Source organism: Ralstonia insidiosa (genome assembly GCF_008801405.1).
GTDB lineage: Bacteria > Pseudomonadota > Gammaproteobacteria > Burkholderiales > Burkholderiaceae > Ralstonia > Ralstonia insidiosa.
Genome location: NZ_VZPV01000001.1, coordinates 1,226,821 through 1,242,558, shown reverse-complemented (window position 1 = coordinate 1,242,558; position 15,738 = coordinate 1,226,821). Strand labels below are relative to the sequence as shown.

Annotated in this window: 13 protein-coding genes; 10 read left to right on the top strand and 3 right to left on the bottom strand. The window is 62.9% G+C overall.

The genetic code is table 11. The features are described from left to right. Positions 1–38: 38 nt before the first annotated feature. Together F7R11_RS05985 and F7R11_RS05980 are read left to right on the top strand one after the other, a co-directional pair. On the top strand, positions 39–1,004 hold the full coding sequence (locus F7R11_RS05985; RefSeq protein ID WP_064801916.1) for a chromate resistance protein ChrB domain-containing protein: 966 nt from the start codon (positions 39–41) through the stop codon (positions 1,002–1,004). A gap of 44 nt (positions 1,005–1,048) precedes the next feature. Continuing rightward, the gene (locus F7R11_RS05980; protein ID WP_064801914.1) at positions 1,049–2,224 is read left to right on the top strand and encodes a chromate transporter; all 1,176 of its coding nucleotides are present in this window, start codon (positions 1,049–1,051) and stop codon (positions 2,222–2,224) included. A gap of 76 nt (positions 2,225–2,300) precedes the next feature. Here F7R11_RS05980 and F7R11_RS05975 read toward each other — a convergent pair whose 3' ends face one another. Continuing rightward, the gene (locus tag F7R11_RS05975) at positions 2,301–3,065 is read right to left on the bottom strand and encodes a response regulator (protein WP_082932775.1); all 765 of its coding nucleotides are present in this window, start codon (positions 3,063–3,065) and stop codon (positions 2,301–2,303) included. Between the two features lie 294 nt (positions 3,066–3,359). Between F7R11_RS05975 and F7R11_RS05970 the strand changes: the two genes are divergently transcribed. The 8 genes from F7R11_RS05970 to F7R11_RS05935 all read left to right on the top strand — a co-directional run bounded on the left by F7R11_RS05970 (position 3,360) and on the right by F7R11_RS05935 (position 11,564). Continuing rightward, entirely contained in the window at positions 3,360–4,001 is a 642-nt protein-coding gene (locus F7R11_RS05970) for an energy transducer TonB (protein ID WP_104577542.1), read from the top strand. A 57-nt stretch (positions 4,002–4,058) separates the two neighbouring features. Next, a complete protein-coding gene (locus F7R11_RS27415; RefSeq protein WP_064801910.1) occupies positions 4,059–4,847 on the top strand; it encodes a MotA/TolQ/ExbB proton channel family protein in 789 nt (262 codons plus the stop codon). A 3-nt stretch (positions 4,848–4,850) separates the two neighbouring features. Continuing rightward, positions 4,851–5,282: an ExbD/TolR family protein gene (locus F7R11_RS05960; RefSeq protein WP_064801908.1), complete on the top strand. Its 432-nt coding sequence runs from the start codon at positions 4,851–4,853 to the stop codon at positions 5,280–5,282. A gap of 34 nt (positions 5,283–5,316) precedes the next feature. Continuing rightward, on the top strand, positions 5,317–5,748 hold the full coding sequence (locus F7R11_RS05955; RefSeq protein WP_064801906.1) for an ExbD/TolR family protein: 432 nt from the start codon (positions 5,317–5,319) through the stop codon (positions 5,746–5,748). Between the two features lie 66 nt (positions 5,749–5,814). Continuing rightward, the gene (locus tag F7R11_RS05950; protein WP_064801903.1) at positions 5,815–7,176 is read left to right on the top strand and encodes an MFS transporter; all 1,362 of its coding nucleotides are present in this window, start codon (positions 5,815–5,817) and stop codon (positions 7,174–7,176) included. A gap of 28 nt (positions 7,177–7,204) precedes the next feature. Next, positions 7,205–8,218, top strand: coding sequence for a dipeptide epimerase (locus F7R11_RS05945; protein WP_064801901.1), 1,014 nt, complete (start codon positions 7,205–7,207; stop codon positions 8,216–8,218). 8 nt (positions 8,219–8,226) lie between these two features. Further along, positions 8,227–9,870, top strand: a complete 1,644-nt coding sequence (locus tag F7R11_RS05940; RefSeq protein ID WP_064801899.1) for a serine hydrolase domain-containing protein — start codon at positions 8,227–8,229, stop codon at positions 9,868–9,870. Continuing rightward, the gene (locus F7R11_RS05935) at positions 9,867–11,564 is read left to right on the top strand and encodes a serine hydrolase domain-containing protein (RefSeq protein ID WP_064801897.1); all 1,698 of its coding nucleotides are present in this window, start codon (positions 9,867–9,869) and stop codon (positions 11,562–11,564) included. The genes F7R11_RS05940 and F7R11_RS05935 overlap by 4 nt, the downstream gene beginning before the upstream one ends. A 56-nt stretch (positions 11,565–11,620) precedes the next feature. Here F7R11_RS05935 and F7R11_RS05930 read toward each other — a convergent pair whose 3' ends face one another. Then, entirely contained in the window at positions 11,621–13,252 is a 1,632-nt protein-coding gene (locus F7R11_RS05930) for a serine hydrolase domain-containing protein (RefSeq protein WP_064801894.1), read from the bottom strand. Between the two features lie 18 nt (positions 13,253–13,270). Next, complete coding sequence (locus F7R11_RS05925; RefSeq protein WP_231973156.1) at positions 13,271–15,397, bottom strand: TonB-dependent receptor; 2,127 nt, start codon at positions 15,395–15,397, stop codon at positions 13,271–13,273. Positions 15,398–15,738 lie beyond the last annotated feature (341 nt).

The window sequence follows — 15,738 nt, the reverse complement described above, 5'->3', positions numbered from 1 at the left end:
GCATTGCTGCGACTCGTACACCTATCTATTCTGCTGTCATGACACGTCTTCCGGACTCTTGGCTGTTGCTAATCGTCAGCTTGCCGACCTCCAGCGCGACCGTGCGCATGCGAGTGTGGCGCGCCGTCAAAGCGCTTGGCTGTGCCGCCCTGCGCGACGGGGCCTACCTGCTGCCCGCGCATACGGAGCAGGCTTCCCAGCTCAATGCACTTGCGGACGAAGCCGTGCAGGAGAACGGGCAAGCCTGGGTTCTGCGCGTCCAAGCTCAAGGGCCCGACGAGACAGCCGCCTACCAGGCACTGTTCGATCGCACATCAGACTACGCAGATTGGCTCGCTGAACTGGCCGAGGCCCGCAAAATGCTGCCTGACTTGGCAGCGGCCGACCTCAATCGACTGCGTCGCAGGCACGCCCGCGCATACGAGGCCATTCACAGGATCGACTTCTTCTCCAATGAAGCCTCCATCCGCGCACAAGCGCAGTGGCGCGATTTTGCGGGCGCGATTGAGGCGATGCAGTCGACCGGTGAGCCACGCGCGGCGGCCGGCAGCATCGCGCGATGCGACCCTACGCAGCATCAAGGGCGTGTGTGGGCCACGCGCCAACACCTCTGGGTGGACCGTGTCGCCAGCGCCTGGCTGATCCAGCGTTTCATCGATCCGCATGCGCGCTTCCTTTGGTTGGAAAGCCCAACCGATTGCCCCGCCGACGCACTAGGCTTCGACTTTGACGGTGCGACCTTCACCCACGTTGGCGACAAGGTGTCGTTCGAGGTGCTGCTCGCGAGCTTCGGTCTGGACGACAACGCAGGGCTTGCCCGCATTGGTGCCGTGGTGCACGCGCTTGATGTGGGCGGAACCACCGCCCCCGAAGCCAGTGGATTCGAGGCCATCCTGGCCGGCGCTCGCAAGCGGTTGGCCAATGACGATGTCCTTCTGATGGAATTCAGCGTCGTTCTGGACTCCCTATATGCCCACTTCTCGGGCAGCCGCAAACCAAGCTAGCCCCCCAAAAAACGATGACAAACGCGCCCCGCACCATTGCACCAATGCCGCCATCCATCCATGAGCGCCCAAGGTACGCGCTCCGGCAACTGGTGCTGTACTTCCTTCGACTCGGCACCTTTGGTTTTGGCGGTCCCGTTGCGCTGGCTGGCTACATGCGCCGTGATCTGGTGGAAGCGCGCCAATGGATTACGGAGGCCGACTACAAAGAGGGCCTCGCATTGGCGCAGCTCGCGCCCGGGCCGCTGGCCGCACAGTTGGCTATCTACTTGGGCTACGTTCACTACCGCATTCTCGGGGCGACCCTGGTTGGCATCGCCTTCGTGATTCCGTCGTTCCTGATGGTTGTGGCGTTGGGTTGGGCCTACGTGCGCTTTGGCGGGCTAGCGTGGATGCAGTCGGTGTTCTACGGTGTCGGCGCGGCGGCGATTGGCATCATCGCTATCAGCGCCTACAAACTCACGACAAAGAGCGTCGGCAAGGACAAGCTACTGTGGCTCATCTATCTGGTTCTGGCGGCGGTGACAGTCGCCACCGAGTCGGAGGTGGCTTGGCTGTTCCTTGCAGGCGGCGTACTCGTTTGGTTTTGGCGCGCGCCGCCCAAGTGGATACGCCAGGGCAAGGTGAACGCGTTTGCCGCGACACCCATCGCCGCAGGCAGCGGCATGCTGAGCATGATCGACTGGCCGCTGCTGTCCCAGATAGGTGTGTTCTTCGCCAAAGCTGGCGCTTTCGTGTTCGGCTCGGGGTTGGCCATCGTGCCATTTCTGTATGGCGGCGTCGTCACCGAGCACCACTGGCTCAGCGAGAAGCAGTTCGTCGATGCAGTGGCCGTGGCCATGATCACACCCGGGCCGGTCGTGATCACCGTTGGCTTTATCGGCTATCTCATCGCGGGCTTGCCGGGTGCCTGCGTAGCAGCGGCTGGCACGTTTCTGCCGTGCTACCTGTTCACCATCCTGCCGGCACCGTACTTTAAGAAATACGGCAAGCTGCCGGCCATCCTGGCATTCGTGGATGGCGTGACCGCAGCAGCCGTGGGCGCCATCACCGGTGCAGTGATCGTGCTAGCCAAGCGCTCCATCGTTGACGTGCCGACCGCGCTGCTGGCGCTGGTCACAGTGGCGTTGCTGCTCAAGTTCAAGAAGCTGTCGGAGCCAGTCATCGTTGCCGGTGCAGCCTTGATCGGCCTAGCCGTCTATCCGCTGCTCCATCATTGAGCTGGCGGCTGTCGTGCAATGGATCACCGACCCTGCACCGGACCACGAATGACAATGCCAACGGAATCAGCCACACTCAATGCTGCTTGGCATCGAGCATGTAGCCTTCGCCGCGAATCGTGCGAATCAGTTTGGGTTCCTTGATGTCTTCTCTCAGCTTGTGACGCAAGCGCGAGATCTGCACGTCGATGCTGCGATCAAATGCATCGGTTGACTTGCCGCGCGCGGCATCCATCAGGTATTCGCGGCTGAGTACGCGCCCCGGGGCGGCAAGGAACGCATTGAGGAGGCGGAACTCGGCGTTCGACAGCGGGATGACCGTATTGTCGACCGCGATCAAATGGCGGCCAATGAGGTTCAGACGCCAGTTTGCGAACCGGCACTCTTCCTGGGTATCGGCATGCGCATGCAATTGGGCGCGCGCGCGGCGCAGGATGGTCTGGATGCGCGCCACCAGCTCACGGGGCTCAAACGGCTTGACGACGTAGTCGTCTGCGCCCAGTTCGAGCCCTACGATTCTGTCTGTCATCTCACCGCGCGCCGTCAGGATGATGATCGGGATATCCGACTTCGCGCGAATTTCGCGACACAGATCGAGCCCATCGCCATCCGGTAACATCAGATCCAGCACGACAATATCGGCGGTGCCGTCTGCAAGCGCACGATGCATATCGGCACCGTTGGCGGCTTGCGTGGTGACCATGCCGAAATCGGCCAGGCAATCACACAGCAAGCCCCTGATCTGCGCGTCGTCGTCGACCGCGAGAACATGAATCGATTTGGTCACGGTGTCTCCCCCCTTTCCGGTGTCGTAGCAGCTGCGTGCCGCCCTCGCGCCCATGGAATTATGAGCCGCCAATATAAGGGCTTTTTTGTACGGATTATTTCAAGCTTGAAATAATCGATCTGGGTGCTGTTGCACATACGTCCACGGCCAAGCGCCCCGCAAGATTCCGGTCACGCCGGTAGCGCAGCGGGATGCGCGCTTCACACGCGCCATCGCGCCCCGCTCGGGCGCTACCTCCCGTGCATCCAGCTTCGTATCAACCTCGATACAAAGTCGAGATGAAGTGGAAATGCCCAGGCTTTAACGTGCTCCTCAACAAGACCTATCAAGGCAGGAGACACGTGGCATATGAACTACGCCCAACCCAAACCGCACGCTCGTCGAATGGCCGGCATCGCATTCGTGATCGCATTGCATGTGGTGATCCTGTACGCGCTGCTGAGCGGTATCGCGACCAACGTCGTGAAGATCATCACGACGCCGATCGAAACGCGTCTGATTGAAGAGGTCAAGCCTCCGCCCCCGCCTCCACCGCCCCCCAAAAAGCTGGCGGAGCCCCCGCCGCGGCCGAAGCACGTTGCACCACCGCCGTTTGTGCCGCCGCCGGAAGTCCATACCGCTATACCACCGTCGCAAAACACCATCACCGCGCAGTCGGCCGCACCAACGCCGTCTGCACCAGTCGCACCTCCAGCACCGGCGGCGGCACCCGCGCCCGTTGCCGCAAGCGTGGGCGTTGTGTGTCCGAACTCGACGCAGGTGCGCGCGGGCATCCGCTACCCGCGTGAAGCGATCAAAGACAGCCTCACGGGCGACGTTGTCGTGGCGTTCACGGTCGGTACCGACGGCAACGTGAAAGACCTGCGTGTCACGACATCCGCCGCACCTGTGTTGGATCGCGCGGCTGAGAACGCCGTGCGGCAGTTCCACTGCATCGCGCAAGGCCAGGAGGTGCGCGTGCAGGTGCCTTTCTCTTTCAAGCTCGATTGAGGCTGCAACCGACAGCCGATGCCATCACGTTGTTCCAACACGTTCCAGGAGACAAATATGTTCAAACGCTTCTACCCAGCTGCTGCCGCCATCGCTCTGACGCTGGCAACCAGCGCAGCGCATGCCGCCACCGATGCGGTCACGAATCCATACGGCCTCGAAGCGCTTTGGAAAGGTGGCGATCTGATTGCCCGCGGCACGCTGCTGATCCTCATCGTGATGTCGATGGGCAGCTGGTACATCATCGTCGCGAAGCTGCTTGAACAGGCGCGCGTGCTCCGCCGTGCAAAAGCTGCCGAAGAGGTCTTCTGGACTGCGCCCACACTTGCAGAGGGCGCACGCGCGCTCAACGAGGACTGCCCCTTCCGCTTCATTGCACAGGCCGGCCTCTCTGCATGGGATCACCACGATGGCGCGATGCTGGAGCAGATCAACCTGGATACGTGGGTCACCACCGCCGTTGAGCGCGCAACCAACACCGTTTCCAGTCGCCTGCAGGACGGCCTCTCCTTCCTGGGTACCGTCGGGTCAACCGCGCCATTCGTGGGGCTGTTCGGGACGGTGTGGGGCATCTATCACGCGCTCACGGCCATCGGCATTGCCGGCCAGGCGTCGATCGACAAAGTGGCCGGCCCGGTGGGCGAAGCCTTGATCATGACCGCCATCGGCCTGGCCGTGGCTGTGCCGGCTGTGCTCGGCTACAACTGGCTGGTCCGGCGCAACAAGGCGGTAATGGAGCGCGTACGCGGCTTCTCCGCCGAACTGCACACCGTTCTCTTCACGGGCAAGACCACGGCTGCCGCTGCCGCCGCCACGCGGTCCATGGCCATCGCGCGCGTGGGGTGAGCCATGGCCATGTCCGTCGGAACCGGCAGCAGTGACGAGCACGATGAGGTGATGTCCACCATCAACACGACGCCGTTGGTGGACGTGATGCTGGTGCTGCTGATCATCTTCCTGATCACCATTCCGGTGGTCTCGCACACCGTGCCGGTCACGCTTCCCAAAGAAGCCGTGCACCCGCTGCAAACCACACCCCAGAACGTGATCCTCGCGGTCACGAAAGACGGCGATGTGTTCTGGAATGAAGGCCGTGTGCCGGACACCCAAGCGCTTGTCGATCGGCTCAAAACGGTGGCTGTGCAAACACCGCAGCCGGAAGTGCACATCCGTGGCGACCTGGATGCACGTTACGCGGCCATCGGGCGTGTCGTGCTCGCCTGTCAACGCGCCGGTATCGCGAAGGTGGATTTCATTACCGAAGCACCGCCGCGCCAATAACCAGTCACCCATTCACACCACAAGGAGGCCCGTCATGGCAATGACGATGCATGGCGGCAACGGCGATGAGGCCGAGGTCATGGTCGAGATCAACACCACCCCGCTGATCGACGTGATGCTCGTGCTGCTCATCATGCTCATCCTCACGATCCCCATCCAAACGCATGCGGTAAAGCTGGACATGCCGACCGACGCGCCGGCGCAGCCCCAGCAGACAACGCCGACCATCGTGCAGATCGACGTCGCACCCGATGGCTCGCTCGCCTGGAATGGCGAACCGGTGGCCACCCGCGCGCAACTGGAAAGCCGGCTTGAGGCAGTCAGCGCGGACCCCGCACCAACTGAGCTGCATCTGCGTCCGGACAAGGCGGCGCCGTATCGGGCCGTTGCCATGGTTATGGCGTCCGCCCAGCGGCTGGGTGTGAAGCGCATCGGGCTGGTCGGCAACGAGCAGTACATGCCGTAAGCGGCGCTGCGCGGTCACTCGGCCCCCGGTCACCTTCTCGCACCCTCCTCACTTGTCGGCTCCGCCATGTTCGACTCGAAACTCGACTTACCTTCCCCCGCCATGGGGATCTCCCCGCCAAGGGAAGCGTCCGCTGGCGCGCTTGCCTGGTTCGGCCTCGCGGTACTCGTGATCGTCGCGTTCTTTGCCAATATCGACCGGCAGATCCTGGTCCTCCTTACCGAACCCATCCGGCAGGATTTCGGTCTCTCGGACCTGCAGATCGGCCTGCTGCAGGGCGCCGGCATCGCGCTCTTTGCGGGCGCGGCGGCGCTGCCGATTGGGTGGGTGGCCGACCGCGTCGACCGCCGCCTCGTGCTGGCGGTGTGCATCTTGGTCTGGAGCGCAGCGACTGCCACCTGCGGGCTCACCACTGGCTTCTGGCAACTCTTCATCGCCTCGATCGGATTGGGTATCGGAGAAGCCGGATTGATGCCCATCATCTACGGCATGATTCCCGACCTGTTTCCCGCACGACAGCGCGTGCTCGCCAACTCGGTGTTCGCGCTGGTCAATCTGCTGGGCGCCGGCGCGGGCATGGCCTTGGGAGGCGCGCTACTGCAAGGCGTCACGACGATGCACGGCACGCTACCCAGTGCGCTGGCCAGCTTCTCGCCCTGGCGTCTGGCGTTCTTTGCCGTTGCCATCCCTGCGCCGCTTCTGGTCATTCTGGTCGCCATGATCCGCCCCAAGCACGGCGACCCCAGCAGGCATCAGCACGCCGCCGGGCAAGTCGCTACGTCGCCCCTGACCGCGCGTGTCTACTTCCGGCGCGAATGGACCATGATGGCGAAATTCTTCGGCGCGATTGCGTTGGTCAACATGGCGTTCGCCGGCATCACCGCCTGGATGCCCATCGTTGCCGTGCGGAACTTTGGCGCGGCCCCAGCCGCGGCGGGTGGTGGATTGGGGGCCGCGGCCAGCATCGGCAGCATCGTGGGCTGCATCCTGGGCTGGCTGATCGCTCGCCGCATCGGGCCTCGTTTCGGCGTTTTGGCCCCGATGCGTGTGTGTGAGTGGGGCGCGCTGGCCGCGGGTGTTGTTTCCCTCCTCTACCTGACCGCCGGTTCGGTGACATTCGTCTACGGCCTCTTTGGTCTGCAGTTCACTTGCGTTGTCGCCGGCATGGTGCTGTTTCCCGCGATCATGCAAAGCATCTGCCCAGCACATCTGCGCTCGCGCGTGGCCGCCATCGGCGTGCTGACAACCATCGTCGTTCAGGCGGGTAGCCCGGTATTCATCGGCGTGATGTCGGACCACCTGCATGCGGTCAACCACGGTCTCCTGCTGACGATCATTGGCGTCGCCCTTGTTGGCTTCCTTTCCGCGTGCGTGCTGATGCGCGCGGCCGGCAAAGGCGTGCGTGACGCCATCGAGCGCTACGCATAGCGCACCGCCCCACCGTCCCCCGAACCCCATGACATCCTGCTCTCTCTCGACTCAGATCGAGCGCTGGCCGCTGGCTGCGCCTTTCCAGATCACCGGTTATCTCATCGACACGGCACAAGTGGTCGTCGTGACGATCGCTGACGAACACCATGAAGGCGTGGGTGAGGCGGCTGGCGTCTTCTATCTTGGCGAGACGCCCGAATCGATCGTGGCGCAAATCGAAGCCGTACGCCCCTCCATCGAACGCGGCATCACCCGTGCGCAGTTGCTGGCGCTACTGCCGTCGGGCGGTGCGCGCAATGCGGTGGACGCCGCGCTTTGGGCATTGGAATCGAAGCGTGAAGCCTTGCCGGTCTGGCGCATTGCGCAGCTTCCGCCACCGCGCCCGCTGCTCACCACGATGACGATCGGCGTCGATACCCCACAGGCGATGGCAAGCAAGGCGCGTAGCCTGGGCCAGGCCCGTGCGCTCAAGATCAAGCTCGATGGCAGCGTGCGCGATGCCAGCCGCCTGTTGTCGATTCGTGAGTCCAGACCTGACGTCCCGCTCTCCGTCGATGCCAACCAGGGCTGGTCGCGCGTGCACCTCGATACGATGCTTCCGGTGTTGCAGCAAGTCGGCATCGACATGCTGGAACAGCCGTTCGCCATCGGCGCTGACACCTGTCTCGACATGCTGGACTACCCGATTCCCCTGGCCGCCGATGAGTCGTTCCAGGATGTGCAGGACCTGCCCAGCGTCGCTCGTCGGTACGACATCGTCAACATCAAGCTCGACAAGTGCGGCGGACTTACGCGCGCGCTTGAACTCGCCAGCAGCGCACGGGCTGCAGGCCTCTCCGTCATGGTTGGCTGCATGCCGGGGACGTCATTGGCGATCGCACCCGCCTTCCTGCTTGGGCAGCTGTGCGACCGCATTGACCTCGATGGCCCGCTGTTCCTCGCCAAGGATCGTCCTGTTGGCGCCCACTACACGGACGGGCTTTTGCTGTATCCGGACGCTGCCTGGGGATCCGCCGTCGATAACGCTGTGCTCCCATAACGCCCGCCATGCAGCACATTGCCTCTTCACTTGCCGCAAAGCTCGACGCCCTCTTTGCGCCGTATCAGCGTAGTGACGCACCGGGCCTCGTCGTGGGCATTGCCTACGGTGATGCGTTGCGCTATCGCCGTGGCTTTGGCATGGCCAGCTTGGAGCACAACGTCGCCAATACGCCATGCACACGCATGCGCATCGGGTCTGTCACCAAGCATTTCGCTTGCCTGGCCGCCATGCTGCTTGTGGAAGCCGGCAAGCTCGACATTGACGCGCCGGCGCGCCGCTACCTCTCTGAGCTTCCCGCACGGGACAACGATCCCACGCTTCGCCAGCTCATGAATCATTCCGGCGGAGAGCGGTGCTTCCTTGACCTCTTCATGCTCACACAAGGATTGAGCATGGTGCCCATCGGTGCGCCACTGGCCATGCAGGCGCGCCAGTCCGAGGGCAACTTCCCCGCAGGCGAGCGCGCCATGTACACCAACGGCGGCTACCAGATGCTGTCGCTCGTGATTGAACGCATCAGTGGCATGTCGTTCGAGGCGTTCCTGGCAGAACACCTCTTCGGCCCGATGGGCATGATCAACACCATTGCGGCGCCCCACGACCTGCAGATTCTGCCTGGCATGGCGACGCTGCATGTAAGGGGTGCCACCGGCGGCTGGGAACGCGGGCTACTGCCTGGATGGCGTTGCCTGGGTGAGGGCGCCATCGTTTCGACTGTGGATGACATGCTGCACTGGATCGCACACCTGCGCGGCAAGAAAGGCATTGGTTGCGCTGCCACCTGGCATGAAATGCTCACCCCTGTCCGTTTCAATAGCGGGGAGGTCGGCATTTACTCGCTCGGCCTGATGCAGACAACCTATCGCGGCGTCCCGATGCTGCACCACTCCGGTGGCTCGATCGGCGGTGCATGCCAGATGTTGACGGTGCCTGAGCATGGCCTCGACATCGTGATCATGACGAATGCAGACACGATCAATCCGATCGCGTTGTCCAAGCGTGTGATCGACATCGTGCTGGAGGCGCATCTCTCGCCAGTGGAATGCCGCCCGGCAACGTCTGTTGAGTATCCCGCGTGGTTGGGGACGTACTACTCACACGAAACCGGCGCCTATTGCGAGATTGTTGACCGCGATGGCGCGCTGCATCTCATTCACCACAATCTCGTCATTCACCCCTTGCCGCTCAAAACGGTGCCAGACAGGCCGAGAACGTTGGCGCTGGATGAAGGCCCGGAGGGCGCGCTTTACCTGAAACTCCACAGCGACGGATCGCATCTCGACATGACGCAGTGCGGGCAAAGCCAGACGCTGGACCGCCTCGCCAATACGGCGCCCCATGCAGCCGATGCCGCCAACGGATTGGTCGGACGCTACGTCAGCCCGGATGCCGACGCGCTTGCCGTCATCACGCAAGCAGGCGATGCACTGGCGATGCATGTCCAAGGCAAACACGGCGCGGCGCACTACCGTCTCGACCCAAAGTCGAACGACATGCTTGCCTTCACGCCGCACGACCCCAGCAGCATGGCGTATGGAGCCATGCGCCTCTCACGCGACGGCAGTGGCAGCACAACGTCTTTCCGGCTTGACACCTGGCGCACGCGCAACTTGCTGTTCACTCGCGTTGACGACGATACAACCCCATGACAAGCACCTCAGAAAACCGCATGCACGAAGCGCTGTCGGCGCTGTTTCGCCCCTACGCGTGCAGCGATGGTCCGGGCGTGGTGGTCGGCATCGCACAGCATGGTGAACGGCTCTACCGGAAGGCATTCGGCATGGCGAGTCTGGAGCATGCACGAGCGCTGACCACCGCCACGCGCCTGCGTATCGGCTCTGTCAGCAAACACTTCACTTGCCTGGCGGTACTGCTGCTCTGCGAGGACGGTCTTCTTGATGCGGACGCCGGCATCGGAACCTATGTTCCTGAGCTATCGCGCGCTGGCAGTGCGCCAACGCTGCGTCAGCTGATGTCACATCGCGGTGGGCAACGCTGTGCGCTCGATCTGGCCTTGTTGACGCAAGGCTTGGCCATCCCGCCGCGTGGCGCAACGCTTGCTGCACAGATCCGGCAACGCGATGAGAATTTCCGCCCCGGCGAGCGCATGATGTATTCGAACGGCGGCTATCACTTGCTCTCGCTCGCCATTGAACGTGCCAGCGGCATGCCGTTTGACGCGTTCCTGCAAGCGCGGATCTTTACCCCGATGGGTATGCACCAGACCGCTTCCATCGACAGCGATATGACGGTTGTGCCGGGTATCGCCAGTTTTCATCTGCCCGACGGCAACGACGGGTACCTGCGTGGCATCTTTCCCTCAAGAGAGATCCTGGGTGAAGGCAGCATTGTTTCGACGGTCGATGACATGCTGCGATGGACCGCACACATGCATGGCGACAAGACCATCGGCACCGACGCAACGTGGGCGCAGATGCTGGAGATGCCCGTGTTCTCCAGCGGACAGCGCAGCCACTACGCCCTGGGCCTCAAGCAAACCAACTATCGCGGCGTCGAGCTCACCCATCATTCGGGCGGTGTTATCGGGGGCACCAGCCACATGGTGTTCTGCGCCACACACGGGCTGGATGTGGTGCTCCTCAGCAACGGCGCGCTCGATGCCCCAATCGACCTTGCCCATCGCATCGTCGACATCGTGCTCGCCGATGTACTGAGCGGCGACGGGCCACCGATACCGGTGCGTGCGTCGGCGCATGCGGCACGGCTGGGTTGCTATCGCTCGTTGGATAGCGACGCAGTGTATGCGCTGGAGGACCGCGACGGTGCATTGACACTGGGTGGCTGGCTCTGCGCGGGGAAGCCCCTGCCGCTCTATCCGATTGAAGGGAGCCCCACCAACGATGTCGCCATCGAAGCTGGCTCTGACGGCGCCTTCTCCGTGCATTGGGGAACACGCAACGCGCCCGATGACCTCGATCATCTGCGGATCGCCCATTGCGGCCATGCCGAGACATTCCAACGCCTCGCAGAACCACCGCTGATGACCGCTGACCTCGCCGCTGCTGTGTGCGGCATCTATGAGAGCCACGATGCCAACGCGCGCGCAACCATCGAACCCGATCCGGCTGACCGCAATGCGCTGATGCTTCGTATGCAAGGCTCGGCTGGCGGTTGTGATTACCGACTGACACCCATCGCAGAGAACGTCTTTGGCATGGCCCCCATTGCTCCCCTGGGTTTCATTGACGGCATCGTGACGCTATCGCACGGCCCATCCCAGCCGATGACGACGGGCTTCCGCATCGATACCCAACGGAGCCGGCGCATCGCGTTCACGCGGGCAGTTGGCAGTTGGGCCCGATACCCCGACCCCTGCATCTAAGAGAAGACAGCTAACCCCGGAAAAACGAAGCGGCACGGCTGCCGCTCCGCCCGTTCTCAAATCTCCCGCGAGAACGTGAGGTTGCGCGTGCGCGCGGTATCCAGCCAGAAACGCGAAACACGTCCATTGACACGATCGGCGGTCAGCACGCCGGTGGAGAAGCCTTGCGCATCTGCCGGCTCGAACATGAAGACGTCTTCGCTGACGGGGACAAGCCGGTAGTTGACGCCACCCATCGTGCCCTCAAGCCGCATCGACATGGCGCCGTTCGAAAGCGTCAGCCCGGCATGGCCTGCGGCATCACCGCTGAAGTAAGCGCCCTCCATACCGGCGAAGGCATCGGAGAGGGGCGGTGCCTCATCTGGCAGCCTGGCCAGCACCGATGCGTGGCCGCAATCCATGAGTTCGATCGCCGTCACGCGGCCAGCCGACGTTTCGACGGATCGGATCATCAACGCGCCACCAGTACCGTCCTCAATGTGCAAGCCCTCTGGCGTCTCGATCAGCGGTAACGCCAGGTGCTTCTGGTTGTGGATCACGGCGGCAAGGTGCCCATCCCGATCGACAACCTCACAGTACGCGCGATCGGCACGCGAGAAGTATCGGCCCAGCAGCGCTTCATGGCCATGAGTGATCAGTGGCGCGGCGCGCGGTGCACCGAGTACCTCGTCGCCCAGGACAACGTCGACGATTTGCGTTGCCAGTGCAATCGGGTCCACCGGCACGCCGTTGGTAAGAATCACCACATCGAGCGCATGCGCCGCCACGGTCAACATCTGGCATGAGCCGCCGAACACGCCGCCGGCGTGGTGCAGCAGTTCAACATTGCGATGCGGGGTGCGCATCAGCCCAAGCGCGTACACGCCCTCGGCCCCGCTGGAATAGCGCGGTTTGGTCAGCATCTGCCGCCACATGTCTTGGGTGCCAAGCTTGTCAGGCGCGCGCAGATGGGCCGTCCAACGGAGCATGTCATCGATGGTGGACACGATACCGCCTTCACCACGCACTTCCCACGAAGGGAACAGGCCGCGAATAAAGCCACCCTTTCCGTCCGGTACATGCTGGGTGGCCATGCGGGGCCGAATCTGCATATCGTCGGCAACGGCCTCGGTATCGACCATGCCCATCACACGGAAGATGCGTTCCGACAGGAAGCTCTCGAACGGCATGCCGCTGACGCGCTCAATGGCGAGCGACAGGAGGTGGTAGCCGCCGTTGCAGTAGATCATCCGCTCTCCGGGGCGGAAGTTGACGTCGCGTTGGCGAACCTCGGCCGCCAACGCCGCGCCCCGAGGCATGGTCACCACGCCCTGCGTCAACACCCATAGGTCCAGGTAACAGCGGTAACCACCCGTGTGGGTCATCAACTGACGGAGCGTGGGATTGCCGGCGAGGAACGGTAGCTCCGGAATGTACGTACGGATGCCCGCGTCAACATCCAGCTTGCCCTCCTCTGCCAGGAGCAGTGCGGCGAGGCACGTGAAGTGCTTGCTCGTCGAGCCGATCCGCATGCGCGTTGCGGGCGTGTTGATGGTGCCGTGCTCAATACTGGCCAGCCCGAAGCCGCGCCGGTACAGCGCATCCCCGCGCAACGCAACGCCGACCACGAGGCCCGGCTGGTCCGCCTTGTTGTACGGCTCCAGCAACGCGTCGAGTTGCTTCCTGATATCCAATCGATCGTATGTCATGCCAAGCAGCAATGTGAGTTAGAAGGGAACCGTCAGCGTTGCGCCGATCGTGCGAGGCTGTGCCACGCTGACCAGCGCGGGGCCACCCATCGGAACCAGCGACGTACCCGCCGCAAGCAAGGCACGACGGTCAAACAGGTTGCGGACGTAGAACGCGAGGCTGAACTTCTTGAAGTCGAGCCCCGCCTGCAGATCCGTCATGGCATAGCCCGGCAGGGGATAGTCCGGGCGACCTGTATTGCTACCAAAGCCTGCGTGGCGACTGCCGACAAACCGCTGGCTGACCCCTGCGTAGGCGGGATACCCATTCACCGCGAAGAGGTAGCTGGCCGATAGCGTGGCGGCAACCCGGGCAGAGTTCGGAAGCGGATCACCCGAATTGGTGCCCGTGCTGGCATTGCCCGTGGTCAGTTTTGCGTCGATGAGCGACACGCTCAGCCCGAGGTTCCAGTGGCGATTCGGGCGAAACGCGCTTGAGAGCTCCAACCCTCTGATCCTTGCATCGCCGGCATTGAGCACCTGGTTGACGCCATTGACCGCGCCGAACTGCTGGATGTTCTTCCACTGGATGTCGTACACCGTTGCCGCGACCGACATGCGCTTGTCCAACAGATCGGCCTTGTAGCCAGCCTCATAGGTCCACAGCGTATCGGGGCGGAACGTGGGATTCCCGGACGAAGGCAACCCCGTGACGGGGTCGACCAGCAGCGCATTCGGCCCACCTGGGCGATACCCGCTGGCCGCACGCAGATAGACGTTGCTGTCCTTCGTCAGCGCATAGCTCGCCGTAAGCATGTACGTCTTGCTGGTATCCGACGAGGGTGCGGTGATGGTCTGCGTCGGCCCTGCCAGCGCGCCAAACATGGTCTGCTGGTACTCCTGCGTGTTGTGGGCGACACGCAAGCCACCCGTCAACGACAGACGCGAAGTCAGGTGATAGGTCAGATCGCCATAGGCCGCGTACTCGCTGTAGGTGCTCGGGGCTTCAAGCGCAGTCAGGTTCGGGCCAATGGTGCCGTCGGACAACGTCGTGATGAGCCCTTGGCTCGCGTCACTGCGCTCGCGCGTGTAGAACACACCGGCAAGCCATTCCAGCGTCCGGTTGCCGGGCGAAGTCAGGCGAAACTCCTGTGTGAACTTGTTCGTCGTCGCCACGTTCTTGGCGACAACGGAGTTCACATTGAGCCCCAGGCCGTTGAGCAGCGGGACATACACCACCGACAGGTCTTGCGGTGCGTCAGAGCGCATCGACTGGTATGACGTGATCGAATTCGCGCGAGCCCAGCCGAACTCGTACTCAACCCCGGCGGAATAGAGTTGGACGTTCTGATGAAAGGGCTCTGTCGCAAAGAGCCGCGTTGTCAGATCGCCGTCCACAGGTTGCCCATTTTTGCCATAGGCAACGTAGTTCGGTGCATTGCGGTTGATGTTCTGCGTCAACGCGGTCAAGCGCAGCGTCAACTCACTCGTGGGCGTCAGCAGGAACGACGCGCGCGCGCCGTAGGTATCGCTGCGGTCAACACGTGAACCCGCCTGTGGTCCCACGGCATTGACATAGCCTGCGTCGTGCTGGCTGAACATCGAGATCCGTGCCGCCGCAACATCGGTCTTCAGCGGAAGGTTCAACACGGCGTTGGCAGAGTTGTTCACGCCGCCGTGCTTTGTCACGGAAAGGCCTGCAGACGCCTGGCCCGAGAACTCGCTGGAATCCGGCTCGTTGGTCACGTACTTGAGCAGACCGCCCATCGCGCCCGCACCGTACAGTGTTCCTTGCGGGCCCCGCAGAATCTCGATGTGGTTGAGGTCCAGCAGGCTCATGTCGAGCGCGAACGTCGCGCCCTGGGAGAACACCGTGCTCCCGCCAAATGCCACGTCATCGACATACACGCCAACGGTCGGCCCGGTCTGCTCGCCTGTCGTCACGCCGCGCATGCTGATCTGCCCGGAGCCGGCGCCGCCTGCCGTGTTCAGATCCACACCGGGTTCCGAAGACAGGAAGTCGGACATCGTCTTCGCGCCACCTTTCTGCAGCTCTTCAGCCGAGACCACGTTGATCTGCATCGGCACTTCACGTGCGGGCTCCCGGCGGCGCGTTGCGGTCACCACCACCGTGTTGAGGGTGGCGCCCTCCTTACCCTGCGACACGGAAGTCTCCGCTGCTGGTGCAGGCTTATCCGCTGGGGTCGGTGCGCTTGCGGGCTTCACTCCGGATGTCGTATCCGACGCGGCATCGGGCGCCGCAACCTGCACCGTCTCTTGTGAAGGCTTCACCGTTTGTGCCTGCGTGTACAGAGAAGCCAAACCAAGTACCGGTCCAGCAAACCACGTTATGTATCGTCCACGCTGGCGAAACAACGACGCGGTTGCATCCGCTCTACGTGTCCTTCGATTGTTCATTTTCACTGTCGTCTCCTCCGAGTTTTCCGCTTTCTGATAGCGGTGTTCAAAGCACTGCTCCACTTCGCAACTCATCGGCAACGGTAAGT

Bases quoted from the DNA above. Each gene is read 5' to 3' on its own strand.
- F7R11_RS05980 (WP_064801914.1), top strand. From the start codon at position 1,049: ATGCCGCCATCCATCCATGAGCGCCCAAGGTACGCGCTCCGGCAACTG.
- F7R11_RS05970 (WP_104577542.1), top strand. From the start codon at position 3,360: ATGAACTACGCCCAACCCAAACCGCACGCTCGTCGAATGGCCGGCATC.
- F7R11_RS05930 (WP_064801894.1), bottom strand. From the start codon at position 13,252: ATGACATACGATCGATTGGATATCAGGAAGCAACTCGACGCGTTGCTG.
- F7R11_RS05975 (WP_082932775.1), bottom strand. From the start codon at position 3,065: ATGGGCGCGAGGGCGGCACGCAGCTGCTACGACACCGGAAAGGGGGGA.
- F7R11_RS05940 (WP_064801899.1), top strand. From the start codon at position 8,227: ATGCAGCACATTGCCTCTTCACTTGCCGCAAAGCTCGACGCCCTCTTT.
- F7R11_RS05935 (WP_064801897.1), top strand. From the start codon at position 9,867: ATGACAAGCACCTCAGAAAACCGCATGCACGAAGCGCTGTCGGCGCTG.
- F7R11_RS05945 (WP_064801901.1), top strand. From the start codon at position 7,205: ATGACATCCTGCTCTCTCTCGACTCAGATCGAGCGCTGGCCGCTGGCT.
- F7R11_RS05960 (WP_064801908.1), top strand. From the start codon at position 4,851: ATGGCCATGTCCGTCGGAACCGGCAGCAGTGACGAGCACGATGAGGTG.
- F7R11_RS05950 (WP_064801903.1), top strand. From the start codon at position 5,815: ATGTTCGACTCGAAACTCGACTTACCTTCCCCCGCCATGGGGATCTCC.
- F7R11_RS05985 (WP_064801916.1), top strand. From the start codon at position 39: ATGACACGTCTTCCGGACTCTTGGCTGTTGCTAATCGTCAGCTTGCCG.
- F7R11_RS05955 (WP_064801906.1), top strand. From the start codon at position 5,317: ATGGCAATGACGATGCATGGCGGCAACGGCGATGAGGCCGAGGTCATG.
- F7R11_RS27415 (WP_064801910.1), top strand. From the start codon at position 4,059: ATGTTCAAACGCTTCTACCCAGCTGCTGCCGCCATCGCTCTGACGCTG.